Source organism: Rahnella sp. EDr1-12 (assembly GCF_049206505.1).
GTDB classification, from domain to species: Bacteria; Pseudomonadota; Gammaproteobacteria; order Enterobacterales; family Enterobacteriaceae; genus Rahnella; species Rahnella rivi.
Window position 1 is genome coordinate 1,112,653 of sequence record NZ_JBLZNY010000001.1, and the last position, 24,089, is coordinate 1,136,741.

General features: G+C 53.4%; 22 protein-coding genes and 1 tRNA gene. 8 read left to right on the top strand and 15 right to left on the bottom strand.

Annotation, left to right across the window (positions count from 1 at the left end; genetic code table 11):
• Window positions 1–79 precede the first annotated feature (79 nt).
• On the bottom strand, window positions 80–2,134 hold the full coding sequence (locus ACO0U8_RS05295; RefSeq protein ID WP_421670413.1) for a prolyl oligopeptidase family serine peptidase: 2,055 nt from the start codon (window positions 2,132–2,134) through the stop codon (window positions 80–82).
• Between the two features lie 34 nt (window positions 2,135–2,168).
• On the bottom strand, window positions 2,169–3,182 hold the full coding sequence (locus ACO0U8_RS05300) for a Ppx/GppA phosphatase family protein (RefSeq protein WP_421670414.1): 1,014 nt from the start codon (window positions 3,180–3,182) through the stop codon (window positions 2,169–2,171).
• A 341-nt stretch (window positions 3,183–3,523) separates the two neighbouring features.
• Between ACO0U8_RS05300 and ACO0U8_RS05305 the strand changes: the two genes are divergently transcribed.
• Window positions 3,524–3,769 carry a hypothetical protein gene (locus ACO0U8_RS05305; protein ID WP_056771428.1) on the top strand — a complete coding sequence of 82 codons (246 nt, stop codon included), beginning with the start codon at window positions 3,524–3,526 and terminating at the stop codon, window positions 3,767–3,769.
• 70 nt (window positions 3,770–3,839) lie between these two features.
• Here ACO0U8_RS05305 and ACO0U8_RS05310 read toward each other — a convergent pair whose 3' ends face one another.
• The 5 genes from ACO0U8_RS05310 to ACO0U8_RS05330 all read right to left on the bottom strand — a co-directional run bounded on the left by ACO0U8_RS05310 (window position 3,840) and on the right by ACO0U8_RS05330 (window position 7,657).
• Complete coding sequence (locus ACO0U8_RS05310) at window positions 3,840–4,358, bottom strand: cupin domain-containing protein (protein ID WP_136374821.1); 519 nt, start codon at window positions 4,356–4,358, stop codon at window positions 3,840–3,842.
• 22 nt (window positions 4,359–4,380) lie between these two features.
• Window positions 4,381–4,731 (bottom strand): hypothetical protein, encoded by a 351-nt coding sequence (locus tag ACO0U8_RS05315; protein WP_235533382.1) that lies wholly within the window; start codon window positions 4,729–4,731, stop codon window positions 4,381–4,383.
• Window positions 4,732–4,773: 42 nt separating this feature from the next.
• Entirely contained in the window at window positions 4,774–5,799 is a 1,026-nt protein-coding gene (locus ACO0U8_RS05320; RefSeq protein ID WP_421670415.1) for a diguanylate cyclase domain-containing protein, read from the bottom strand.
• A 260-nt stretch (window positions 5,800–6,059) separates the two neighbouring features.
• Entirely contained in the window at window positions 6,060–7,115 is a 1,056-nt protein-coding gene (locus ACO0U8_RS05325) for an NAD(P)-dependent alcohol dehydrogenase (protein WP_056771415.1), read from the bottom strand.
• A gap of 131 nt (window positions 7,116–7,246) precedes the next feature.
• Window positions 7,247–7,657 carry a (R)-mandelonitrile lyase gene (locus ACO0U8_RS05330; RefSeq protein ID WP_122096115.1) on the bottom strand — a complete coding sequence of 137 codons (411 nt, stop codon included), beginning with the start codon at window positions 7,655–7,657 and terminating at the stop codon, window positions 7,247–7,249.
• Between the two features lie 473 nt (window positions 7,658–8,130).
• On the opposite strand from ACO0U8_RS05330, the gene ACO0U8_RS05335 reads away from it, so the two are divergent.
• Entirely contained in the window at window positions 8,131–9,381 is a 1,251-nt protein-coding gene (locus tag ACO0U8_RS05335) for an MFS transporter (RefSeq protein ID WP_421670416.1), read from the top strand.
• Window positions 9,378–10,817, top strand: coding sequence for a glycoside hydrolase family 32 protein (locus ACO0U8_RS05340; RefSeq protein ID WP_421670417.1), 1,440 nt, complete (start codon window positions 9,378–9,380; stop codon window positions 10,815–10,817). Before ACO0U8_RS05335 ends, ACO0U8_RS05340 begins: the two co-directional genes overlap by 4 nt.
• Here ACO0U8_RS05340 and ACO0U8_RS05345 read toward each other — a convergent pair.
• The 3 genes from ACO0U8_RS05345 to ACO0U8_RS05355 form a co-directional block, all read right to left on the bottom strand.
• Window positions 10,814–11,824: a LacI family DNA-binding transcriptional regulator gene (locus tag ACO0U8_RS05345; protein WP_421670418.1), complete on the bottom strand. Its 1,011-nt coding sequence runs from the start codon at window positions 11,822–11,824 to the stop codon at window positions 10,814–10,816. The genes ACO0U8_RS05340 and ACO0U8_RS05345 overlap by 4 nt on opposite strands.
• A gap of 395 nt (window positions 11,825–12,219) precedes the next feature.
• Window positions 12,220–12,783, bottom strand: a complete 564-nt coding sequence (locus tag ACO0U8_RS05350; RefSeq protein WP_056771403.1) for a YagU family protein — start codon at window positions 12,781–12,783, stop codon at window positions 12,220–12,222.
• A gap of 205 nt (window positions 12,784–12,988) precedes the next feature.
• Window positions 12,989–13,294 carry a hypothetical protein gene (locus ACO0U8_RS05355; RefSeq protein WP_421670419.1) on the bottom strand — a complete coding sequence of 102 codons (306 nt, stop codon included), beginning with the start codon at window positions 13,292–13,294 and terminating at the stop codon, window positions 12,989–12,991.
• Between the two features lie 231 nt (window positions 13,295–13,525).
• On the opposite strand from ACO0U8_RS05355, the gene ACO0U8_RS05360 reads away from it, so the two are divergent.
• Window positions 13,526–14,239, top strand: a complete 714-nt coding sequence (locus tag ACO0U8_RS05360; RefSeq protein WP_136374815.1) for a DUF2461 domain-containing protein — start codon at window positions 13,526–13,528, stop codon at window positions 14,237–14,239.
• A 100-nt stretch (window positions 14,240–14,339) separates the two neighbouring features.
• On the opposite strand, the gene ACO0U8_RS05365 is transcribed toward ACO0U8_RS05360, so the two are convergent.
• Together ACO0U8_RS05365 and ACO0U8_RS05370 are read right to left on the bottom strand one after the other, a co-directional pair.
• A tRNA-Arg gene (locus ACO0U8_RS05365) sits at window positions 14,340–14,416 on the bottom strand.
• A 146-nt stretch (window positions 14,417–14,562) separates the two neighbouring features.
• Entirely contained in the window at window positions 14,563–15,474 is a 912-nt protein-coding gene (locus ACO0U8_RS05370; RefSeq protein WP_421670420.1) for an L-lactate dehydrogenase, read from the bottom strand.
• A 173-nt stretch (window positions 15,475–15,647) separates the two neighbouring features.
• Here ACO0U8_RS05370 and folD point away from each other — a divergent pair, with 173 nt between their 5' ends.
• Window positions 15,648–16,520 carry a bifunctional methylenetetrahydrofolate dehydrogenase/methenyltetrahydrofolate cyclohydrolase FolD gene (gene folD, locus ACO0U8_RS05375; RefSeq protein ID WP_056771390.1) on the top strand — a complete coding sequence of 291 codons (873 nt, stop codon included), beginning with the start codon at window positions 15,648–15,650 and terminating at the stop codon, window positions 16,518–16,520.
• A gap of 32 nt (window positions 16,521–16,552) precedes the next feature.
• Window positions 16,553–16,774 carry a ribosome-associated protein YbcJ gene (gene ybcJ, locus ACO0U8_RS05380; protein ID WP_056771387.1) on the top strand — a complete coding sequence of 74 codons (222 nt, stop codon included), beginning with the start codon at window positions 16,553–16,555 and terminating at the stop codon, window positions 16,772–16,774.
• A 95-nt stretch (window positions 16,775–16,869) separates the two neighbouring features.
• Here the strand turns inward: ybcJ and ACO0U8_RS05385 are convergent, their stop codons facing one another.
• Window positions 16,870–17,928, bottom strand: a complete 1,059-nt coding sequence (locus ACO0U8_RS05385) for a DUF1176 domain-containing protein (RefSeq protein WP_421670421.1) — start codon at window positions 17,926–17,928, stop codon at window positions 16,870–16,872.
• Window positions 17,929–18,208: 280 nt separating this feature from the next.
• Here ACO0U8_RS05385 and ACO0U8_RS05390 point away from each other — a divergent pair, with 280 nt between their 5' ends.
• Entirely contained in the window at window positions 18,209–19,384 is a 1,176-nt protein-coding gene (locus ACO0U8_RS05390; protein ID WP_056771381.1) for a hypothetical protein, read from the top strand.
• Between the two features lie 93 nt (window positions 19,385–19,477).
• Here ACO0U8_RS05390 and nudK read toward each other — a convergent pair whose 3' ends face one another.
• Window positions 19,478–20,098: a GDP-mannose pyrophosphatase NudK gene (nudK, locus tag ACO0U8_RS05395; RefSeq protein WP_421670422.1), complete on the bottom strand. Its 621-nt coding sequence runs from the start codon at window positions 20,096–20,098 to the stop codon at window positions 19,478–19,480.
• A 70-nt stretch (window positions 20,099–20,168) separates the two neighbouring features.
• The gene (locus ACO0U8_RS05400) at window positions 20,169–20,453 is read right to left on the bottom strand and encodes a winged helix-turn-helix domain-containing protein (RefSeq protein ID WP_056771375.1); all 285 of its coding nucleotides are present in this window, start codon (window positions 20,451–20,453) and stop codon (window positions 20,169–20,171) included.
• A gap of 303 nt (window positions 20,454–20,756) precedes the next feature.
• Here ACO0U8_RS05400 and acrD point away from each other — a divergent pair, with 303 nt between their 5' ends.
• Window positions 20,757–23,912 (top strand): multidrug efflux RND transporter permease AcrD, encoded by a 3,156-nt coding sequence (gene acrD, locus ACO0U8_RS05405; protein ID WP_056771372.1) that lies wholly within the window; start codon window positions 20,757–20,759, stop codon window positions 23,910–23,912.
• The last annotated feature ends 177 nt before the right edge of the window (window positions 23,913–24,089 follow it).

The window sequence follows — 24,089 nt, forward strand, 5'->3', positions numbered from 1 at the left end:
TCGAAATATGAACGGGATACCTGAAAGGCATCCCGTTTGGCTTAAGTCATAGGATAAATTTACCGCACCGGTTAACCGGTTACCGGCCAATAAACCGCAGCAGGAATTCGCTCACCATCGCCCGTTTAAAGGCAGACTGCGCCTTGTCCGCCGCCGCGCTGTGCCCGCCTTCGGTATTCTCATAAAAATAGACATCAGGAATACCCATCGCCTGCATTTTCGCTGCCATTTTACGCGCATGGTCTGGCCCGACGCGGTCATCGCTGGTCGCCGTTGAGAACAGCACCGGCGGGTATTTTTTTGCCGGAGAGAGGTTGTGATACGGCGAGAACTCGCGGATAAAAGCCCACTCTTCAGGATCCTGCGGGTCGCCATACTCGGCAATCCACGAAGCACCGGCAGAAATCTGCGTGTAACGTTCCATATCCAGCAACGGCACTTCGCAGACAATCGCCCCGAATAATTCCGGGTAACGCGTCAGCATATTGCCGACCAGCAGACCGCCGTTGCTGCCGCCCTGCGCGGCAAGATGCGCCGCAGAGGTGATGTTACTGGCGATCAACGCTTTGGCGACTGACGCGAAATCTTCATATGCCCGCAGACGTTTTTCTTTCAGCGCCGCTTTGTGCCATTCCGGTCCGTATTCGCCCCCACCGCGAATATTGGCCAGAACAAATACACCGCCGCGATCCAGCCACGCCACGCCGCTGACGCCGAGATAATACGGGTCCAGCGACACTTCAAACCCGCCATAACCGTACAACAGCGTCGGATTTTTACCGTCATACACCACGTCTTTGCGGCAGATAACAAAATAAGGCACGCGGGTGCCGTCGTCGGACTGCGCAAAATGCTGGCTGACCTGATACCGGGACGCATCGAAATGCGACGGATCCTGTTTCAGTAATTCCGCTGGCTGGTGTGTGCCGTTGTCCAGATCCCCCAGCGACAGGCTGGCCGGTTGCAGGAATCCGCTGACACTCATGAAATATTGGTTCGAATCGTCTGCCACGCCCCAGGCATTGATTTTGCTCAGTTCAGGCACGTGTCCGAACGGCTCACGCCGCCAGTCACCCTGTTCCGGCGTCAGGACTTCGAGGCGGTTTACCACGTCGCGCGTGATACTGAGAATGATGTGATCGCGGGTGCAGGAATACCCGCTGAGCTGATCCTGTGCGGTCGGCACAAACAGCGGTTTAAGCGTGCGTTCACCGGCCATAAAGGCGTCAAAATTCATGGTCAGCAGAGAACCCGAGGGCCAGCTTTCGCCGCTGACCTGCCATTCGCTGGTGGGTTGGATCAGGATCCACTCGCGCCACGAGCTGAATTTAGCATCGGTCGGCACATCAATTTTGACCAGATGCTTTTTCTCATCCAGCAGGAACACTTCGCGATGATAAAAGTCGATCACCCGCACCACATAATCGTGTTCGAAGCCTTTAAAACTGTCGTGATAGCCGACCGCCATCATGTCTTTTTTACCGGCGCTGTAAATCGTTGTAGCTTCGCTGAGCGGTGTACCGCGTGACCAGATTTTCACGATGCGCGGGTAACCGGAGTCGGTGAGTGAATCTTCCCCGAAGTCGGTGGCGACAAACAGGTGGTCATGATCAATCCAGCCCGTGCGACTTTTTGCCACCGGCAGGAAAAAGCCGTCAGAGACAAATTCGCGCGTTTGCAGATCAAACTCACGCACTTCCGACGCATCACCGCCGTCGGGTGAAAGAAAAATCAGCGCGCGCTTAAAATCGGGTTTGAGCGGGTACACGCCGTGGTACACCCAGTCTTTCCCTTCCGCTTTGCCCAGCGCGTCGATGTCCAGCAGCGTTTCCCAGTGCGGTTCGGCTTTGCGGTACTCCTCCAGCGACGTGATGCGCAGCAGGCCGCGCGGATTCTGCGCATCCTGCCAGAAGTTGCACCAGGTTTGGCCGAATTTGCTGATGCCGGGGATCTGATCCGGAGAATTCAGCGCCTCAAGCACTTTCTGGCGAAGAGGCTCGAAATCGCGGCCTTGGGTAAACGCCGCCAGCGTGACCGGATTTTGTTCATGCGCCCAGGCCAGCGCCTGTTCGTTGCGTATGCCTTCCAGCCAGATAAAGTCATCCTGCTGCGGGGTCGTTGAGTCAGTCGTCATGCGGTTCTGCTCCTTCAGTCATGAGTTTGCGAAGTTATTGCACCAGGATGCCCTGAATCAGGCTGGCCTTGACCACGGTCACCTGCGAAATGTTAAGCGCCTGCATAAAGCCTTCCACCAGCAGTAAATTACTGACGTCGGTGGCGCGATATTCACCGGTAAGTTCGCTGTCGCCTTTCCATACCTGATTTTTTGACACGCGCTGCACATCTTCCAACGTGTAAGTATTGTTCGCCAGACGCAGCTGATCTTTTACTGAAAAGCCGTGAACACCACCGATACCAATCACCCGGCGGGTCTGCGCATCCTGTTTGATTTGCGGGCTGACGTGCGTTCTCGCATAGAAATTCACGTAACGCAGCACGGTATTGCGCAGCGAACCGATCGGGTTCGGAGACGCGGCTTTATCCAGCGCCTGATTCTTCAGTACGCTGATAATAAATTCTTTCAGCGTCACCGACGCCAGTTTGCCCTGATAAATGTCCGTGACCGTTTTGCCGTTTTGCTCACGCAATGCCGTCATCTGCATCGATCCGCCGCCGATGTCCCACACCAGCAAATCTTCATTTTTCACGCTGTTGTCATGCAGTGCGGCTTTCGCCGAGAGGAACCCCAGCGCGGCTTCCTGTTCCTGCGTGATGATACGCAGCTGGACCTGTGCCTGCTGGTTAAACAGGTCGATCACCTGCTGCCCGTTTGATGCCGAGCGGAACACGGCCGTCGCCACACCGGTGATGCGCTGCGGATGGAAAGTGCGGGCCTTGTCCACCATCTCTTTCAGCGCAGTGACGCCCTGCTGCTGCATCGCGCTGCTGATTTGATTGTTGCCGGATTTGCCTAAATCTTCGTTAAACCCCAGCGGACGCTGATCTTCATACAGCACTTTGCCCAGCTGATGACGGCAGATATCGACCTGTGCGACCTGAATTTTAGTGGTGCCCGAGCCCATATCAATACCGGCGCGGGTTTCTATACACTGGCTGGCCAGCGCCGAAAAAGTGCTTAATGCCAGTACCAGCCCCAGAAGACTATTACGTGTGAAATTCATTTCATCCTGCCCTGAAAAATATAACAAAAATCATAAAGCACTCAGGAATACCTGTTTTATCGCTGTGATTTCAAGCTTTTTTGCTTTCTGTTTACCTGCTGGCTTTGCCAAAAAGCGCAATCCGGCGGCATAAAAAAAGCGAAAAGACACTGCATTTTGTCCTAAATAATGAGTTATGCGATCCAGCGATGATCTGGCTATGGCTTTTTGTGAGTCAGTTCAAGCATTGAAATAACAGGAACGCCTATAAAGAAATCATTACCTTGTGATGACAAAAAATGACGGAATTGTGAGGTAAGAATGAGGCACTAAATCAGGCAGTACGATAAAGGAGTAGAAATATGGAATGGAAAATTATAGATATCCTGAACATCCCGCACACAGGCTTGAAATATATCTGCATTCAGGCTTTTAAAAACCTGAAGCTGATTTTGTCAGTCGATGACAATTTCTCCCTGAAGACCGGTGACACGTTAGAAATCACACCGGAAGGTTATTCACTGAACCGCCATGAACCACAAACGCTGAAGATCCACCGCATGATGCCGTATTGTCAGCAACGCTGGCAGTCGCTTTCCATCCAATGAAGACGTCTTTGACATGATGATCCCCGCTTTGATGAAAGTGTTAAATGCATTACTCGAATAAAAAAGCCGGTTATGACACCGGCTTTTTTTTATCTCTTTTTTGGTCAGATAACCCGTCATGCTCGCCGAATACCTGCTGCGGCACATCCACCCAGCGGTCTTTACGTGTGGCTTCGTATTGCTGATTCTTCGGATAGTAGATCCGATTTTCCGCTTTATTGGCTTCGCCAATCGTCAGTAAATGCACCTCATCATCGGTGTTATTAATGAAGGTATGACAGATACCGGTTCCCTGGGGAAAGGCGACAGCATCACCCGGTTTCAGCGGGTGCAAATCCCCGTTGATCCAGGCATCCGGATGCCCCTGCAACACATACACGAACTCATCTTCCGCACTTTCTGCGTGCGGGTAGCAGGTACGACGCCCCGGTAACAAACGTTCGTGGTGAATACCGATACGCGTCAGCCCCAGTGCTTTACCGAGCGGCGCGCCAATTGACATCAGCTCATCATCGCCGGGATAACTGCCGTCGTCCGGGCCTTCAAGCTCCGTCCAGTGACGGATAAAATCGGGTCTTTGCTTGCTCATAGTGCCTCTGAGGAAACTGGATTTAATACTGCGTTGGCGATTTCACCGGCGTGGCATAAATGCTTTGCACCTGCTCTTTAGGCAGACAGGCAAATTTTATGTGCACCTTTTCGCCGTCATTACTTTCGCCCAGCGTCTGGAATTTTCCGCTACAGAAATCAAAAATCTTTTTATAGGTATCCGCGCGGCGGTGACGTTCCAGAATGGAAAATACGGACGAGAAATAACTCGCCTGCCCCTGTGCGAAAGACGCATCGAAATTGGCAGGACGATAGGTTTCATCGCCCACCGGTTCATCAATACTTGAGCATCCTGCCAGTAAACTCATCAACACTACTGTTGCTATCATCACTTTTTGACTATTTTTCATCATTATTCATCCCGAAAAATGTTTATCCCAATCAGAAAAAAAAGGTTATGCCCTGCCTGCACTGCCAATACTGTTTTTGCCATTTTGCTTCACGCTGGCGACCGCACGCTCGGCGGCGGCCAGCCATTGATGGTAATCTTCCCGCCCGCGTGACGTGGCAATTCCCACACTCAGCGAACACTGGAAACCCGCGTCCTGCGACAGGCGGATCTCCGACACCTTGAGTAATAACCGGTACCCCACCGCGTAGGCTTCTTCTTCGGAAATTCCCGGCAAGATCACCACAAACTCATCGTCGCCCAACAGCGCCGGAAAATCGTGTTCGCCGGTTTCCTGACGCAATATCGTCGCAACGGCCCGCAGGACATAGTCGCCCGCCTCAGTGCCGAACAGGTCGTTCACCATTTTCAAATCATCGACATCCAGCACCATCAGGCACGAAAGATCGTGTTTTGAACGCTCGAACTCCAGCATCAGCCGCCGGTCCAGCAACCGGCGGTTCGGCAACCCCAGAAAAGGATCCATCAGCGCGGTTTTCTCCAGCTCATGCTGTTTATCACGCAGTTTTCTGGAGATGGAATAGTTGGCGGCGCTGAACGCGATAATGTAAATCGTCGACAGCGGCAGCGTCAGCCACAGCGTTCTGTCGGTGACCACGGGATACAACGTCATGCCGGACAACGGCCAGCACACAATAAAACCGGCGCAGAAGAACACCATCGCACGGCGTAATAACCGCCAGCCGCCCGCTGAGAAGCGGTCAGCAATAAGGATAGACGTAATAATGGCCGACGGCAGCGGACAGAGCCCCATCATCGCCACCCAGGCGCCTCCGGCAACGGCATCAAAAGCCAGATTTCTGAACTCAGCCTGATTCGATTTTTTAGCGCGGCGGGAAATCCGCATGGCGACGTGTGGCCAGACAAACACATTGAGTACCAGCAACCCGAGAGGCAGCCAGGATGCACCGCGCTCCACTAGTACCGACGCGATCGGGAAAAAGCACAGGAAAGTGCCCAGCATGCGCATGAGATACATTCGTCGCAGAAAACGATCCGAACGTTCACGCACATGGTGATCATCCGGGAAATAATATGGCATACCTGACAAAGCTCGCTGAATGTAATTCTTTTTATAGTAGACGAGTTAGTGATAACTCATCTACAAAAAGCACGGTATTCAATGGCAGGAACAGAGGGTCTTTTTGACTTATTTAGAGCGTCTTAGGGATTTAACGGGGAAATTTGAGATAACACTGGCAAATGAATAAAAAACGGCCATATCAGAATGGGCATTCCAGTATGGCCGGGAGGGTTCAGCTGACTCTGTTCTTACGCCGTCAGCGTCGCCATATCGATTACAAAGCGGTATTTCACATCACTTTTCAGCATACGTTCGTAGGCGTCATTGATGTCCGGCATGCTGATCATTTCGATGTCAGAACCGATACCGTGTTTAGCGCAGAAATCGAGCATTTCCTGCGTTTCCGCAATACCGCCGATGCATGAACCGGCGACAGAACGACGGCCCAGAATCATCGACAACGTGCTGAGCATCGGGCTGATATCCCCGAGGAAACCGACGAAGACCAGCGTACCGTCGATATTCAGCGTTGGCATGTACGGGTTGATATCGTGGACATAAGGAACGGTATCGATGATGAGATCGAACTCGCCTTGGGTGGCCGCCATCTGCGCGTCGTCTGTCGACACCACGATGTGATGCGCCCCAAGACGGCGGGCATCTTCCGCTTTACCGGCGGAACGGGTGAACAGCGTCACTTCTGCGCCCAGCGCGTTGGCCAGTTTCAGCGCCATGTGGCCCAGACCGCCCAGACCGACCACGCCGACTTTGCTGCCTTTGGTGATGTTCCAGTGACGCAGCGGCGACCAGGTAGTGATGCCCGCACACAACAGCGGCGCAGCGGCTTTAAGATCGATACCTTCCGGCATTTTCAGCACGAAGCTTTCACTCGCCACGATGGTTTTGGCGTAACCGCCGTAAGTCGGCATATGGTCGTGACGGTCAACGCTGTTGTAGGTTTGCGTATTGCCTTCCAGACAGTATTGCTCCAGACCTTTTTCGCACGGGGTGCAGACACGGCAGGAATCGACCATACACCCGATACCGGCGTAATCACCGACTTTGAACTGAGTGACGTTTTTACCGACTTTCGCCACGCGGCCTACCACTTCGTGGCCGGGAACCAGCGGATAAGTGCTGAATCCCCAGTCGTTGCGCGCCTGATGCAAATCAGAGTGGCAGACGCCGCAGTACATCACGTCGATGACAACGTCATCTTCACGCGCTTCGCGTTGTTCGAATTCAAAGGGAGCTAAAGGCACTTTGGCTGACTGAGCAGCGTATCCGAGAACTTTCAGGGTCATGTTATTTCTCCGAAATGAGGGGTGAGCACGGACAAAGGCCCTGACATAACCATGTCAGGGCTGGAAATCTGAAGCAGGACCGCGTTTCTGCCGATGACGGAAACCCGGCCTGCGCGTTAATGATGCCGGAATTAACGTTTCTGATACTGGGCGTCGGTCACTTTTTCCAGCCATTCGACCGGGCTGCCGTTCAGGGATTCGGCGATCGCAATATGCGTCATGGCATTTTCCGGCGTCGCGCCGTGCCAGTGTTTAACCCCTTCCGGGATCCACACAATATCCCCCACGCTCATGTCGCGGATCTCGCCTCCCTCTTCCTGTAACCAGCCGCGACCGTGGGTCACAATCAGCGTCTGTCCCAGCGGATGGGTGTGCCATGCAGTGCGTGCGCCAGGTTCGAAGGTCACGGTCGCGCCGCCAACGCGGGCAGATTCGGTGCCGCTGAATGGCGCGTCAATACGCACGTTGCCGGTGAAGTAACTTTCCGGTCCTTGCTGCGATGGGGTGGAGCCGTTCCGGGTGATTTTGATTTTTTCGCTCATTGAATTCTCCGCTTCGGCATAAGCTGCCGGGGCCATACAGGACATCATGATAGACAGTGAAAGCGTAGTTGCTCTGATGCCGTTCATGTCACTTTTTCCTTCATGATGGGCTGCGTGAGTGTAGTGGCACTACGTTACCGCCATACGGCGAACAGGACTAGGCAGCAAAATGTGAAAGGCGCTATGAGGAGAATTCATCAATCAGGCGGCGGACAGGCACAACACTCAGCACCATAAATAGACAGTTATCTTTCGCCCGCAAGCCGCCGAAGGTGCCGGGTTGTGCGGGCTGCCCGGTGTTCCCCCGCAGCCGGTGAACTGATCGGCAAAAATGTGCAGTGAAGATCACACTTTAAATATGTTAACGTTAACATTTGTGATTAACATCATAAATCCGTTATCGCCTGTCTGGGAAAAGCAATAAGTTAACGTTAACAATGTGAACTACCTCTTCGAATGCGCACGGATATGCCATGAAAACAAGTCACCGAAGTCACTACATGCTGTTAAGCGGATTACTTTTCTGCTTCTTTTACACCTGGTCATCTGCTTTTTCGCTGATCTCACTTTGGCTCAGCCAGAAGGTCGGGCTTAAAGGCGCGGAAACGGGGTTATTCTTTTCCGCCATTGCCCTGACGGCGCTGTGCGCGCAGCCGCTGTACGGTTTTATTCAGGACAAGCTGGGGTTACGTAAAAACCTGCTGTGGGCCATCGGCATACTGTTACTGGCCAGCGGACCTTTCTTTATCTTCATCTTTGCCCCGTTGCTGCAAATCAATATTCTGCTGGGCGCCGCCGCCGGCGGCTTGTACGTGGGCGCGACGTTTTTTGCCGGGATTGGTGCGCTCGAATCTTATACCGAGCGGGTCAGCCGTATCTTAGGGTTTGAGTTTGGTAAAGCCAGAATGTGGGGATCGCTCGGCTGGGCGGCCGCCACCTTTCTCGCCGGGATCCTGTTTAACATCAACCCGAACCTTAACTTCTGGATGGCTTCGTCTTCTGCGATCATTTTCCTGCTGCTGCTGTGGCGGCTGCGTGAGGTGAAGACCGATGCGCTGAATCAGCTCGAGTACGGCAAGCCCGGTAACCTTCAGCTTTCTGATGCGATTGCCCTGTTCCGCCTGCCGCGTTTTTGGGCGCTGATTGTGTTTGTAACCGGCGTCAGCGTTTACAACGTCTACGATCAGCAGTTTCCGGTGTACTTCGCTTCACTGTTCCCGGACGTTAAAAACGGCAATGAGATGTACGGTTTCCTTAACTCCTTCCAGGTGTTTTTAGAAGCGGGCGGCATGTTCCTCGCGCCGTTCGTCGTCAATAAAATCGGGGCAAAAAACGGCTTGCTGCTCAGCGGGCTGATTATGGCGCTGCGCGTTTTTGGTTCAGGTCTGGCAGCGGATGCGGTGACCATTTCCTGCATGAAACTGCTGCACGCCGTGGAGCTGCCGATCCTGCTGATCGCCATGTTTAAGTACATCACCACCCGCTTCGACCCGCGCCTTTCAGCCACGCTGTATCTGGTCGGGTTCCAGTTCATCACGCAGGTGTGTGCCAGTGTGTTTTCCCCGCTGGCCGGTTACGGCTACGACCGGATCGGCTTTGCCGACACCTACATGATTATGGGGATGCTGGTGCTCATCCTCACCACGATCTCGGGATTCCTGCTCATCGGCGAAAAGAGCCGGACAACCCCTTCCGTATTATTCAAAAAGAGTGAGATTTTATGAAACAGCGACTGGAACGCGCAGAACAGGCGTTGCGCGACGGAGCAGCAACGCGCGGCAAATCCTTTTACCCGCATTTTCACCTCGCGCCACCGGCGGGATGGATGAATGATCCGAACGGGCTGATTTATCACCAGGGGCGATATCACGCGTTTTATCAGCATCACCCGTTTAGCGAGAACTGGGGACCGATGCACTGGGGGCACGCCACCAGTCAGGACATGGTGAACTGGCAACATCAGCCTGTCGCACTGGCGCCGGGCGAAGAGTACGACCGGGACGGCTGTTTCTCCGGCAGCGCCGTGGACGATAACGGCGTGCTGAGCCTGATTTACACCGGCCACGTCTGGCTGAGCGGCGAAGGCAACGACAGCGCCATCCGTGAGGTGCAATGCCTTGCCACCAGCGAGGACGGCATTCATTTCACCAAACAGGGCGTGGTGCTCACACCACCGGATAACATCATGCATTTTCGTGATCCGAAAGTCTGGTACGAAGACGGCCACTGGTGGATGGTGATCGGGGCGCGGGATGACAGCGATATCGGCCAGGTGTTGTTGTACAAGGGCAACAGCCTGCGCGACTGGACGTTCGACCGCGTGCTCGCCAAAGCCGACCGCAACACGGGTTACATGTGGGAATGCCCGGATTTTTTCCCGCTTGGCGATGAACATATTCTGATGTGTTCCCCGCAGGGCATCAAAGCACAAGGCGATGATTATCTGAACTTATTCCAGAGTGGCTGCCTGCGAGGAACCTGGCGGCCGGGGCAGGAGTTTGAGGTTCGCGAAGGTTTCCGCGAGCTGGATCACGGCCATGATTTTTATGCGCCCCAGTCATTTACCGCAGCCGATGGTCGTCGGGTGATCATCGCCTGGATGGACATGTGGGAATCCGTGATGCCGTCAAAGGCCGAAGGCTGGGCGGGTTGCATGACGCTGCCGCGCGAACTGACACTGCACGATGGCAGCGTGCGGATGGTTCCGGTGCAAGAAGTGCAGACGCTGCGCCGTGAGCATTCTCCTCTTTCGCCATGCCTGCTCAGAGACAGCGTTCAGCACATCGCAGATGACGCGCAGGCGCTGGAGATCATCACCCGGTGGGATCGCCCTGCCTGCGACGCAGAACGTTTCGGTATCAAACTCGGTGACGGCGTGACCCTCTTTGTGGACACACGGGCGCAGAGACTCTGTCTGGAAAGGGACTTCCCGATGCACGGGATCAAAGACCAGCGCAGCGTGGCGTTAACGCAAGGAAAGGTGCTGGAACTGCGGATCTTTATCGACAGCTCGTCTGTGGAGATTTTCGTTAATCAGGGAGAAGCCACGTTAAGCAGCCGGATTTACCCGCAGCCCGGTCAGCGCGCCCTCTCCTGCTTCGCCGCTCACGGTCAGGCGGCGTTGATTGAGGGAGACGTCTGGAGGCTGAGCGCGGGTTAACGCTGAATGCACGATAAAGACGCACGCTCCAGCACGGGCGAGGCGATCTTTATCAGGCCGTGATTGGGGCGTTGCTCAATAAGATGCAGCACCGCTTCACGGCCTATTTCGCTGTGCGGCAATTGCACCGTGGTCAGCGGCGGAAGGAACAGATCGCCGATACCGACCATGTTGTCATACCCGAGCACCGCGACCTGTTGCGGTATTGCAATCCCCTTCGCCAGCAGCACCTGATACGCCAGAAAGGCAATACGATCATTGCCGCACACCAGCACGTCGAAATCCGGTTTTCCGCCGGGGATAAAGCCCTCAAGCATTGTCACAACATCACGATAATGCTCATCGCCCAGCGCCATATGCAGCTGACGAAGATCTTCTGCCGCCAGCCCCGCTTCGCGCCATGCCTGTTCCGCACCGGCGCGACGGCGGGTTCCGGCGGGGATGGACTCCGGTAAATAAATGCACAGCGGATGGCGGTAGCCTTTGCGGATCAGCAGCTTGGTGGCCTGATACTGGCCGTCAAAATCATCAGGAATGTAGCCCGGCAGCGCGTGTTCACGGCTCAGGCAATTCGCCAGCACCAGATTTTTATCCACCAGACGCGAGGGAATATCGACTTCACGCAGCCCCATGGTGGTAAAAATAATGCCGTCCGGACGCTGGGAAAGCAGCTGGCTGACCGCGCGCTCGCTGTCTTCCTGCGAGGTAATGCTGACCAGAAAACTGCTCCAGCCAAATTCGCGGGCCGTGAGTTCAATCGAGAGAAGCAGTTCAACGGAGAATGGCGTCGTGGCGGTATCGAGCGCCAGCACGCCGAGCGTGGAGACTTTGCTGCTTTTGCCGCGCATCTTGCGCGCCGAGAAATCGGGCACATAGTGAAGTGCGTCAATGGCCTGCTGCACGCGCGCCAGCGTTTCCGGCTTCAGCCTTTGCGGCTCATTAATGGCGCGGGACACCGTCATCAGCGAGACGGATGCCCGTTGTGCTACTTCTTTCAGCGAAGCCATAACTCTCCCGATTGGCAATTTTACAGCCCTGATCCTACACACAAAAACGCCGGTAGCGTAAGCCTAAATCTGTGACGGCGGGTTAACTCTCACCTGAACTTCTCAGGCAGGCGCAAGAAGAAAAGACACCTTTCGCCGGTGTCTTTTCTCTATCCGCACTTAATATTGATAAAGGTGATTATTTAATTGATATACACATAACAATGAAATTAATACAACGTAATATGACGCGGGGTTTTATATCAATACATCATGAGTTGGTTATAGATGTTTTTTAGAAACTAAATCAAACCTTCCCTATAAAAAATTATTCCGTTCTTTATTGTAATGATAATAAGCAGACATAAAAAAACCCGCCGACAGAGTCAGGCGGGCTTAACACTCAGGATGGCGCATTAACGGAAAGGCGAATCCATCGGCACTTCAGCATCGGGTTCGTGCGTGATTCGGTTTCTCAAATCACGGCGGATCATTTCAATCGCCCAGAACCAGAAGATGTGGCCCAGTAATTCAGACACATATTCATCCAGCGGAAGCCCGGACAATGGCGGTGTCAGACCCAGCAGCGGGAAACTTATCCAGTGGACGGCAACAGTCGCAATAATACCGGCCAGCGCACCCTGCCATAATTTTACTTTCGGGAAGACTTCCGCGACCAGGCAATAGCCTATCGCGAAGACCAGGGAGAAAATAATATGGGTAATATGGACAGGATTAATAATATGTTCAGAGAACTGGTAAACGGCATGCGTCGGATCAATGCCCAGATAATCTCTCAGGAACAAATACGGCGGGTTAAATTCATCGCGACCGCCTGAGAAAGTACGCGGGGGCAAAGGCACTTCCGCGCCCCACTTCACGAAAGCTGACATCACCCCGGCAATAATACCGACAAAAAAAGCCACGCCATAACGGCGACGGTTCGGTGCAGTCATCACAAAAAAGTCTTTAATTTTCATAGATCCCCAGTAGTCAGTAAATTTCCGTAAAGAGTAAAACTTTACAGATTGTTACCGTTGATCTTGATCAGGGTTCTATGGATTTTACTCATAAACAGAAGATTTGCAGGATTAAGCCCTTTGGCGCAGGACAGAAAGGGAATATGCGAATGGCAAAGCTCATGCGTTATTCGCGTAGGATTTTTTCATCCCATGATGACTTTACTTACTGCTCCAAAATCTCCTGCACCCAATCATTCCAGCAATCGCACCCAAGTTGCGACTCGATGGTATTAGGGTTGTTTTCAATCCACCACGCTTTCACCACTTCATATTCAGAGAGGGTCAGTGCGAAGCGCCGCCAACGTCCCATCCGACCATCTTGATCGCAGGGATCACTGCCCGCCACGAAGAATTCATTCAGGAAAGGCAACGGTGGAAAATAGCCAGAACCGCTGATGATACCAAATATGCCGTAAAGCACTTTAGTATTATCCTCTAGGACGCGCTTAGCATTATTAATATTATCCATAGAAACCCCTGCGGCTGATGTTTACCCTATTATATTGCTCTGAATTATATTTAACAGAATATGTCTGCTCCATGGCCGCCAGCTCCCACCTGATTCTGGCAGGCTTTCAGGCGGCCACTGCGTTTTCCTCGGTTGTCAGAAAAATTTTTGCTTTTCAGTTTGCACTGAGCCGTCTCTGGCGTCAGGATCTCCTCTGATTCTTTTCATGGCAGTGATTAAGGCTTATCGATAATGACGACCCAGACACCTGAAACGCCGGTTCCGGCAGGGACAATTTTTAGCGCAGCCGGTTTGCAATTTCTGAATAAACTCGCACAAAACAACTCCCGCGACTGGTTCAAAGCGAATCAGGATGAATACGAAAATACGCTGAGAACCCCCGCACTGCGGTTTATCGAACACATGCAGCCAGAGATTATTGCCATTTCCCCGAGGCTGACTGCCGTCGCCAGAAAAGTGGGCGGCAGCCTTATGCGTCCGCAGCGGGACAGCCGTTTCAGCAAAGATAAAACGCCTTACAAAACCAATGTCGGCATCCAGTTTCGCCATTTTCAGGGCAAAGATGTCCACGCCCCCGGACTCTATCTGCACATTGCCGAAGATAATTGTTTTCTCGCGGCGGGGATCTGGCATCCGGAATCTAAAGCGTTAAATGCGATCCGTACGTGCATTGATGAGAATCCGAACGCCTACAAGAAAGCGCTTAAGACATTGCACGACAACGGTTTCGTGATGGATGGCGACAGCCTGATTCGTCCGCCAAAAGGCTACGACAAAAACCACCCGTTGTTAGAGGAATTAAAGCGCAAAGATTTTATCGCGATTAAAAATATCGCCTTCGAAGATTTGTGCAAACCTGATGTGGTCGATTTTTGTGCGGCGCAGTTTAGGCATTGTGCGCCACTGATGGCTTACCTGTGTTTTGCACTTGAGTTGGATTTCTGAGGCGGCAGGAAGAGCAGTACAGGACATCTTGCGCACTGAATTCCAGGCATAAAAAAAGACGCCAGCGGGCGTCTGTTTTTCCGGTTTTACACCGCGAAGATGGTACGCCCTACAGGGCTCGAACCTGTGACCTACGGCTTAGAAGGCCGTTGCTCTATCCAACTGAGCTAAGGGCGCATTGCTTGTCCCATTCGGGAGCGTTGCGGGTTCGGATTATACGGGCAGACCGTGATGAGTCAATGGCTTTCGAACTCTCTGCTTAATGCCTGAACAATTTCAGGTTATTCCCGGCCTGCCCCGCAGCAGAATGTGATGCGTCTGGATTATTTTTCAGACTTCAGCGCCGCGGCAATCACGCGTGCAGAAGCATGGTATGCCACGCCTTCGTAAACGGTCAGCTCTGGCCGCAATGTCTGAACCACGCCGTTTTTGCCGATCACCGCAGGCTGGCCGATGTACACGTTCAGCTCTTCATCCCACGCCGACACCGGATATACGCTGTGCGCGTCAGATAATATCGCGTCCACCAGACGCGCCGTTGCCGTGGCAATGCCGAAACTGGTCCAGCCCTTGCCTTGCAGGATTTCCCAGCCACCGCCGCGCACGGCGTCCTGCATGTTGGCCCAGTCAACGTCACGGTCGCCCGCCAGTTGCGCCACCGGACATCCGCCCAGAGTCACGGTGCTCCAGGCGACAAACTGTGATTCGCCGTGCTCACCCATCACGTAGCCGGTGACGCTTTGGGGGTCGATATCGAAGAATTCGCCCACGACGCGCTTCATGCGTGCGGTATCGAGCGACGTGCCGGTGCCGAAGACCTGAGAGTGCAGGAAGCCGCTGGTTTGTTGAATAATCTGGGTAATGACATCGCACGGGTTGGTGATGTTGACGATAACACCGCCAAAACCGCTGGCAATCACGCGCGGGATCACTTCACGCACGGCGGCGCGCGTCTCTGCCAGTTCTTCGAGGCGATCTTCACGCAGCAGCGTTTTCGGGCCGACGGCGATGACCAGCACATCTGCATTGTGCAATTCGCTGTAATCGTTAGAGATTATCTTAACGCGTGACGCGGTGAGAGATGCCATGTCGCGCAGTTCGAGTGCCTGACTGCCCGCCTTTTTTTCGTCTTCATCCAGCAAAACAATCGTGTCGCACAATCCCTGTGTGACCAATGAAAATGCAACGTCAGCCCCTACGTGGCCTGCGCCTATAATCCCGACTTTACGTGTCATGGGTTCCTTTCCTGATGATTTAAAAAGACCTGTTTCTAAAATAGACACTTTTTTAAGCACTGTCTCAGTGAATTTTCGAACAAGTAATTCGCATTCAACGCCTGACAGCGCCCGCCGCTTCTGACAAAATAGGCGCATCCCCTGCATTTTTTAATTGATGGATTTATTCCCCGATGGCAGCAAAGATTATTGACGGTAAAACGATTGCGCAGCAAGTCAGAAGCGAAGTGGCGGCGCGTGTGCAACAACGACTGGCGCAAGGTAAACGCGCTCCCGGCCTGGCCGTGGTGCTGGTCGGTGAAAACCCGGCATCACAGATTTATGTCGCCAGCAAACGTCGCTCATGCGAAGAAGTCGGCTTCATCTCCCGCTCTTACGATTTGCCCGCCACCACCTCTGAAGGCGAACTGCTGAAACTGATCGACGATCTGAATAATGACGGTGAAATCGACGGTATTTTGGTGCAGCTTCCGCTGCCAGCGGGCATCGATAACATCAAGGTTCTGGAACGCATTCATCCGGACAAAGACGTCGATGGCTTCCATCCGTATAACGTCGGACGCCTGTGTCAGCGCGCTCCCACGCTGCGCCCATGTACGCCGCGCGGCATCGTCACCCTGCTTGAGCGTTATGGTATTGATACCTTCGGGCTGAACGCCGTGGTGATCGGCGCATCCAACATTGTGGGCCGTCCGATGAGCATGGAACTGCTGCTGGCAGGTTGCACCACTACCGTCACGCACCGCTTCACCAAAAATCTTCGTCATCACGTTGAGAATGCCGATCTGGTGGTAGTGGCGGTCGGTAAACCAGGCTTTATTCCGGGTGAATGGATTAAACCGGGTGCGATTGTCATTGATGTCGGTATTAACCGTCTGGAAAGTGGTAAAGTTGTCGGCGATGTGGAATATGATGCCGCCGCTGAGCGTGCTTCCTTTATCACACCGGTGCCGGGCGGCGTAGGCCCGATGACGGTCGCGACGCTGATTCAAAATACCTTGCAGGCGTGTGAGGAATATCATGACATCAGCGCCATTAAGTCTTAATTCATTCGTACCAAACACAAAGTCAGGAATACATGGAAACTTTTTTTCTCGAAAAGCACCCGCACGTTGAACTGTGCGACCTGCTCAAATTTATGGGCTGGTGTGACAGTGGCGGTTCCGCTAAGTCGGTCATCGCTGAAGGCCAGGTGAAGGTCAACGGTAAAGTAGAAACCCGTAAGCGCTGCAAAATCGTTGCCGATCAGCAAGTCGAATTCGCCAGCAATATGGTTGTCGTCAAAGCGTCTGTTGAATAACGTTTCAACGACGCAGACCGCGATAAAAGAAAATGCCCTGAAAGCCTAAGCTCACAGGGCATTTTTTTATCCGCAACATAACGCCGCAGCGGGAATTAAGGCGCCTGAGTCACCCACAGAACCGGCCATTCTCCGCCGCTGCTGTAGCCGTCACAGGCGGGTTCAGACGAAAATGCCGCCAGCCTGAACGCTTTGCCATCAAACACCCAGCGCGAGGAGACGCCGCAATCCCCGATCCCACGGCCTTTATCATAGGTCGAAAGCATGCCGGTTTTCGGGTCGAAATCTGCGTTAATCAGCTCGGGCGCCTGTTCATCCTCACCCAGTTTGAACGGCATGTTCAGCGCCAGATTTTCCATTTTGTAAGGTGCCTGACGCGAGACCACAAATCCCAGAGCAAACAGATTGTAAGCCCCCATGTCGCAGTTGACGGTCATCAGCGCCTTCTCGTTACTCAGGGCGAAAATATGCACTTCACGTTCTGAGGGATCGAGGCTGCAATCATTGTTCTCAATGGTGGTCGCAGCGTTCTGCGTGATGGCTGAGATCTCACTCTCGGACAAGGCGTGCGGTTCACTAAAACGTGGCAATACCGGCGCGACCGGCGCAGGTGGCACGGTATTCGCCGGTTTCGTGCCCCGGCTGGCCCAGGCCGTTTTGGTGCCGACCCGCCCCTGCTGGGCATCGATGGCCAGCAGCACCGCTTTCAACCCTTTGAGCGAAATCATCGGTTTCACCGGTTGTGCGGGATCCGATTTACCTGCCAGCTGAATGCTGCTGCCTTCACGAATGGCGGCGATGAAATCATTGACCACCAGACGGTTACTGCCCGAAAGGTGCTTTTTACTGATATCCCATTCGCGGTGATTAAAACTCAGCGTTTTTCCGTTCATCTGCAACCGCCCGGCAATCGGCGCATCGCTGCTTTGCTCGTCGCTGTTACGCTGGTAATCAATACTGAGGGTTGATTTGCCCTCCGGCCCGGCTTCGCGGGTGATTTTCATCACCAGTTCCTGACCATCCTGACTGTTGCGCGCAGCGCAGTGGTTCAGGTTATCGCAGCTCACCTGCCAGTCGTTATACATTGCCTGTATCGGCTCGGCCTGCACGCTAAAAGCCAGCATTCCGGCCAGCAGGCATAAAGGGGCGGTCATCCATCTGCACATTATGAGTCTCAGCTCTTCTCTAAGTTATCTCCCTGATAATAGCGTAACCTCCGCCGGGAGACTGCTAACAAACCAGCATTTTTTTATTCGAAATTAGAAAGAGATACCTTTCCCGATGGCTTTTTTGGGCAAACGATAATTTTTTTCTACTTATCAGATCACGTAATGGTGACGTAACGAAACTTTCAGTACACTGGCTTTCGCACGTCATTGCCTATAACGAAAAAATAATGGCGCAAAGGATGATTTATTTCTCTGGGAGATACTGATGAAGTTGTGGATTTGGTTGATAGCCCTGCTTGCATTGCCTGCTCTGGCTGAAGAGCCGCCTGTGGTGTATTCCGGTACGCTGGGTAAAACCAGTATTGTGGTCGAGCTGGATTTAAATAAACCCGATGAAGTGACGGGCCGTTACTTCTATCAAAAATACCGTCTCGACCTGCCGCTTAATGGCTCGCTGGACGGGCAGGAGCTGAAACTTCAGGAAGGTCTGGATGATTTTGATGACACCCCGCGCCCTGAATTTTCCCTGACCAAAGATGAGAAAGGCAACTGGCAAGGGAGCTGGACCAATCCGCAAGGCAAAACCTTGCCGGTGAAACTGCAACCTGCGCAGTTACCTGCTGTCACCACCGATGATGCCTGGCTGACCGCACTTGCTCACATCGAACCTTATGAGTTTTTACGCCTTTCAGGCCTGCAGCTGACCGCCGGTAAAAGCGAAAATTTCATGGGGTATCAGCTGCAATGGTGGACAGAGCCGCAATCCAAAATTACGTTGTTCGAAATTGCCTCCGGCTACCCTGACGCCGAGCTGCACGCGATCAATCAGAAGCTGCGCACCCGCCTGTGGCAGGAAGTCAGCGGCTGGCATGCCTGTATGCTCGGCGCAAGCCGCTTCGGTCAGGGTGAGTATATGCAAACCGTGACGCCGAAATACCTGAGTAAAGACATCGTCAGTATCAGTATTTTCACCTCTTACGATTGCGGCGGTGCGCACCCTGATTTCGGTGAAGCGCCGGTGAATATGAATGCCAAAACGGCAGAATCGCTGACGCTGGAAGATGTGGTCTGGGTCGGCGAAGGCGCCCCTTTCCATTATCTCAATGCGGAAGATGGCGTCTCTACCGGTAAAAATGATGTCGATTTCGACACCTTTGCGCAATATCGCGACAAGAAATGGGCGCCCTGGCTGGTTAAAGAGCTGACGCTGGCGCATCCGGCAGAGATGAAAAAACCGACCGAAGAAAGTGATGACGATTGCGATTACTCGCAACCTGAAATCTGGCAGTTCCCGGCGTGGTATTTCACCCCTGCCGGGCTCTATTTTGATCCGAGTTTTGCCCGTGTTCAGCGCTCATGCGAAGGGCCTGAATGGTCAGTTCTTCCGTGGTCAGCGATCAAGAAGCAGGCTGGCACTGCCGCGGTCGCCACGGTGCAGTAACGCTTGTAGCGTCATGCAAAAACAACAAAGGCACCTTCGGGTGCCTTCTTCATTCTTAAGTGCTGAAATCAGTGCTGAACGTACCAGCGCGGTTCAGGCCATCCATCCCTGAATCTGAGCGTATTGCAACAGCATGATGGTTTTACCGTCTTTGATACGCCCGTCTTTGATCATGTCCAGCGCCTGGCTGAACGGCACCTCAAGCACATCGATGTCTTCGTCCTCGACCCCACCGCCGGCGTTCTGACGCTGCGACTCATCATATTCCGCCGCAAAAAAGTGCACGATTTCCGTCACGCTGCCCGGCGACATGTAAGCCTCGAACAGTTTATCGACTTTACCGACCGCAAAACCGGTTTCTTCGATCGCCTCTTTACGGATGCAATCTTCAGGGGAATCGTTGTCCAGCAGGCCCGCGCAGGTTTCCAGCAGCATTCCGGTGCTGTTGCCGTTGACGTAGGTCGGCATACGAAACTGTTTGATCAGCAGGACGGTTTTTTTGATTTTGCTGTAAAGAAGGATCGTCGCGCCATTCCCACGGTCATACACTTCACGGGTTTGCGACTGGCGTTCGCCATTGCGTTTGATTAAGTCGTAGGAGAATTTACGCAGAACATACCAGTTGTCAGAGAGCAACTCGCTCTGGACATTTTCGATTCTGGAAGATGTTGGGTCAGATGCTGTTTCTTGAGAAAAAGTGTCGTGAGATGACATTCAATGCCCCCGCTCAGAAGTGGTGAGAGAAGCCAGGCATCATAGCCGTATTCTACTTCTCCCGCCATACTCAACCCTGCGCTATTGCCGCGATAAGCTGTTCGCGATGGCGTTCAATCCATTGCCTGTCCAGCGGCCCCCAGCTGGAAAGCTGATAGTAGCCGTCATTATTGCGTATTCCCTGTTGGATAAAATCCAGTTCAACGCCCATTCCCGGCAGCGCTTTCAGTACGTCCTGCAAGGTGCGGCGTGGCCAGCCGGTGATTTCCATCAGCTTCGGCACGTTGGGTTTTTGTTCGTTGTCCAGCAACCAGCAAAGGTAGAGGCGGCGGGCAAACACCGAATTTAACATCATGTTGAACGCTCCGGGCGTTGTCATTAAAAGGATCCATCAAAAGCGTAGACTGTCTGGTGAAATATAACCCCGTGTTCAGGTGGGCTTTTTTACATTATCTCCTTTATTTCTCCACGTTTTATTCGCCCTGAGAAGGTAAAGTGCTTAGACGTAGAACGACACTCTAACATTCACTCCGTCCTGTTTGGACAGTACTGCCGCTGGGAAAATCTTCTCAGTGGATTTTTTTGTCAGATTACTGACATTCTGTTTGTTTGCTGATGTGAGTCACTCCCGCCAGAGTGATAACGAGGTTTTTGACGCATGGCCAATTTTTTCATCGATCGCCCGATTTTTGCCTGGGTATTAGCGATCATTCTGTCTTTGTCCGGCGCACTGGCGATTTACTTTTTGCCGGTCGAACAATATCCCGATCTCGCCCCTCCTAATGTTCGCATCTCGGCAACATATCCCGGCGCATCAGCACAAACATTAGAAAATACGGTTACCCAGATTATCGAGCAGAACATGACCGGCCTCGACAATCTGATGTACATGTCTTCGCAAAGCAGTAATGACGGTAAATCGCAGATTACACTGAGTTTTACCGCCGGCACTGACCCGAATGAAGCGCTGCAACAGGTGCAGAACCAGCTGCAACAGGCGCTGAAACGTTTGCCGCAGGATGTGCAAACGCAGGGGGTGACCGTCTCGAAAACCGGTGATACCAACCTGATGATGGTGGCGTTTGTCTCCACCGACGGCAGTATGGATAAGCAGGATATCGCCGATTATGTGGCCTCGAACATTCAGGATCCGCTGAGCCGCGTGGACGGCGTTGGCAGCATCGATGCTTACGGTTCACAGTACGCCATGCGTATCTGGCTTGACCCGGACAAACTCACTAATTACCAGCTGACCACTGCCGATGTGGTCACCGCGATCAAAGCGCAAAACAGCCAGGTGGCGGTCGGGCAACTCGGCGGCGCACCTTCTGTCGATTTCCAGGCGCTGAATGCCACGATCAATGCGCAATCGCAATTACAGACGCCGGAGCAATTTCGCCAGATCACGCTGAAAGTGAATAAGGATGGTTCGCAGGTCAAACTGGGTGATGTGGCAGAAATTGGTCTGGGGGCTGAAAACTACAGCCTGCTCAGCCGCTACAACGGCCAGGCCGCGTCCGGTATGGGGGTAAAACTGGCGTCCGGCGCGAATGAACTGCAAACCGATAAAGCGGTACGCGCGCGCCTTGAAGAACTTTCGCATTACTTCCCTCACGGTCTGAAAGCGGAAGTGGCGTATGAAACCACGCCGTTCGTTAAAGCGGCGATCACTGATGTGGTGAAAACGCTGTTTGAAGCCATCGTGCTGGTTTTTCTGGTGATGTACCTGTTCCTGCAAAACTTCCGCGCAACGCTGATCCCAACCATTGCCGTGCCGGTGGTGCTTCTCGGCACTTTTGCCGTGCTGCATCAGTTCGGCTACAGCATCAATACGTTAACCATGTTTGCGATGGTACTGGCGATCGGCCTGCTGGTGGATGATGCCATTGTGGTGGTGGAGAACGTCGAGCGCGTGATGAGCGAGGAAGGCCTCAGCCCCAGAGACGCTACGCGTAAATCGATGGGTCAGATACAAAGTGCGCTGGTCGGTATCACCCTGGTGCTCTCCGCCGTGTTCGTGCCGATGGCGTTCTTTGGCGGCACCACCGGCGCGATTTACCGTCAGTTCTCCATCACGATTGTGTCAGCGATGGTGCTGTCGGTATTTGTCGCACTGACACTGACACCGGCGCTGTGCTCAACCCTTCTGAAACCTATTGCGAAGGGGCATCATCACGGCAAACGCGGCTTCTTTGGCTGGTTTAACCGCATGTTTGACCGCAACGCGCGCCGCTATGAAAACGGCGTGGCGGGGATTTTACGCAACAGCCTGCGCTGGATGCTGTGTTATGCCGCGCTGGTCGCGTTGCTGGCATTTATGTTTATTAAGTTACCGACCTCGTTCCTGCCGCTGGAAGACCGTGGTGTCTTCACGGTTCAGGTGCAGTTACCGCCGGGTTCGACGCTGCAGCAAACGCAAAAAGTGGTTGAGAAAGTCGAAAACTACTTCCTTAAAACCGATAAAAAAGATGTGCTTTCGGTGTTTTCCACCATCGGCGCAGGGCCGGGCGGTAACGGGCAGAATGTCGCTCGTATGTTCGTGCGCCTGACCCCGTGGGATGAGCGTACAGGTGCGGATGACTCCTCCTTTGCGCTGATTGAAAAGGCCACCAAAGAATTCAGTAAGATTACCGAAGCCAGAGTGATCGCCAGCAGTCCGCCGGCCATTAACGGTCTCGGCAGCGCCACCGGTTTCGACATGGAATTGCAGGATCACGCCGGGCTGGGCCACGCGGCACTGATGTCAGCGCGTGATCAGTTGCTGGATATGACCGCCAAAGACAGCAATCTGATCCGCGTGCGTCATAACGGTCTGGATGACAGCCCGCAGTTGCAAATCGACATCGATCAGGTCAAAGCGCAGGCGCTGGGCGTGTCGATCACAGATATCAACAGCACGCTGAGCACCGCCTGGGGGTCGACTTACGTCAACGACTTTGTTGATCGCGCCCGCGTCAAAAAAGTCTACGTTCAGGCCGGTGCAAAATTCCGTATGCTGCCGGACGATATTAACCGCTGGTATGTCAGAAACGCCACAGGAACCATGGTGCCGTTCTCCGCGTTTGCCACATCATACTGGCTGACCGGCTCGCCGCGCCTTGAGCGCTACAACGGATATTCCGCGCTGGAGATTGTCGGGGAACCGGCAGAAGGCGTCAGCAGCGGTACGGCGATGGATACCATGGAAAAACTGGTGGCGAAATTGCCGACCGGGATTGGCCTCGAATGGACCGGGCTGTCCTATCAGGAGCGTTTATCCGGTTCACAGGCGCCTGCGCTGTATGCCCTTTCCCTGCTGGTGGTGTTCCTGTGTCTGGCGGCACTTTATGAAAGCTGGTCGATTCCGTTCTCAGTCATGCTGGTGGTACCGCTCGGCGTGCTCGGTGCGGTGATTGCCACCTGGATGCGCGGGCTGGAAAACGACGTGTATTTCCAGGTCGGGATGCTGACCATCATCGGGCTGTCGGCGAAAAACGCCATTCTGATTGTCGAATTTGCCAATGATCTGAACGTCAGGGGCCGGGAACTGTTAGAAGCTACGCTGGAAGCCTCGAGAATGCGCCTGCGCCCTATCCTGATGACCTCGCTGGCCTTTATTTTCGGCGTACTGCCGATGGCGACCAGCACCGGCGCAGGTTCTGGCAGCCAGCACGCGGTGGGTACCGGCGTCATCGGCGGGATGATTTCCGCGACCGTGCTGGCAGTCTTCTTCGTGCCGTTGTTCTTCGTGCTGATCCGCCGCCGTTTTCCGGGGAAAACCACGGAACCGGTAATAGCCGATATCGTTGAGACAGCACCGGCGGAACTCAAATAACGGTAAAAAAAGTCGACAAAAAAGGCGTTAATGAGAATTAACGCCTTTTTTATTATTGATTTACTGGCTGTGAGAACCGTCGCTAACTGGACGTAATGGTCTTCCTGAACAAACGTTTTTTATAATGACGTGCTGACACTGAGAATAAATCTGTGTGCTTTACCGGCTATGTTTTTA

Excerpts from the sequence above, each read along its gene's own strand:
- ACO0U8_RS05345 (WP_421670418.1), bottom strand. The coding sequence starts at position 11,824 with ATGGCTTCGCTGAAAGAAGTAGCACAACGGGCATCCGTCTCGCTGATG.
- nudK (WP_421670422.1), bottom strand. The coding sequence starts at position 20,098 with ATGTCATCTCACGACACTTTTTCTCAAGAAACAGCATCTGACCCAACA.
- ybcJ (WP_056771387.1), top strand. The coding sequence starts at position 16,553 with ATGGAAACTTTTTTTCTCGAAAAGCACCCGCACGTTGAACTGTGCGAC.
- ACO0U8_RS05360 (WP_136374815.1), top strand. The coding sequence starts at position 13,526 with ATGACGACCCAGACACCTGAAACGCCGGTTCCGGCAGGGACAATTTTT.
- ACO0U8_RS05355 (WP_421670419.1), bottom strand. The coding sequence starts at position 13,294 with ATGGATAATATTAATAATGCTAAGCGCGTCCTAGAGGATAATACTAAA.
- ACO0U8_RS05305 (WP_056771428.1), top strand. The coding sequence starts at position 3,524 with ATGGAATGGAAAATTATAGATATCCTGAACATCCCGCACACAGGCTTG.
- ACO0U8_RS05330 (WP_122096115.1), bottom strand. The coding sequence starts at position 7,657 with ATGAGCGAAAAAATCAAAATCACCCGGAACGGCTCCACCCCATCGCAG.
- ACO0U8_RS05325 (WP_056771415.1), bottom strand. The coding sequence starts at position 7,115 with ATGACCCTGAAAGTTCTCGGATACGCTGCTCAGTCAGCCAAAGTGCCT.
- ACO0U8_RS05300 (WP_421670414.1), bottom strand. The coding sequence starts at position 3,182 with ATGAATTTCACACGTAATAGTCTTCTGGGGCTGGTACTGGCATTAAGC.
- acrD (WP_056771372.1), top strand. The coding sequence starts at position 20,757 with ATGGCCAATTTTTTCATCGATCGCCCGATTTTTGCCTGGGTATTAGCG.
- ACO0U8_RS05310 (WP_136374821.1), bottom strand. The coding sequence starts at position 4,358 with ATGAGCAAGCAAAGACCCGATTTTATCCGTCACTGGACGGAGCTTGAA.
- ACO0U8_RS05370 (WP_421670420.1), bottom strand. The coding sequence starts at position 15,474 with ATGACACGTAAAGTCGGGATTATAGGCGCAGGCCACGTAGGGGCTGAC.
- ACO0U8_RS05340 (WP_421670417.1), top strand. The coding sequence starts at position 9,378 with ATGAAACAGCGACTGGAACGCGCAGAACAGGCGTTGCGCGACGGAGCA.
- ACO0U8_RS05335 (WP_421670416.1), top strand. The coding sequence starts at position 8,131 with ATGAAAACAAGTCACCGAAGTCACTACATGCTGTTAAGCGGATTACTT.
- ACO0U8_RS05390 (WP_056771381.1), top strand. The coding sequence starts at position 18,209 with ATGAAGTTGTGGATTTGGTTGATAGCCCTGCTTGCATTGCCTGCTCTG.
- ACO0U8_RS05295 (WP_421670413.1), bottom strand. The coding sequence starts at position 2,134 with ATGACGACTGACTCAACGACCCCGCAGCAGGATGACTTTATCTGGCTG.
- ACO0U8_RS05315 (WP_235533382.1), bottom strand. The coding sequence starts at position 4,731 with ATGATGAAAAATAGTCAAAAAGTGATGATAGCAACAGTAGTGTTGATG.
- ACO0U8_RS05400 (WP_056771375.1), bottom strand. The coding sequence starts at position 20,453 with ATGATGTTAAATTCGGTGTTTGCCCGCCGCCTCTACCTTTGCTGGTTG.
- ACO0U8_RS05385 (WP_421670421.1), bottom strand. The coding sequence starts at position 17,928 with ATGACCGCCCCTTTATGCCTGCTGGCCGGAATGCTGGCTTTTAGCGTG.
- ACO0U8_RS05350 (WP_056771403.1), bottom strand. The coding sequence starts at position 12,783 with ATGAAAATTAAAGACTTTTTTGTGATGACTGCACCGAACCGTCGCCGT.
- folD (WP_056771390.1), top strand. The coding sequence starts at position 15,648 with ATGGCAGCAAAGATTATTGACGGTAAAACGATTGCGCAGCAAGTCAGA.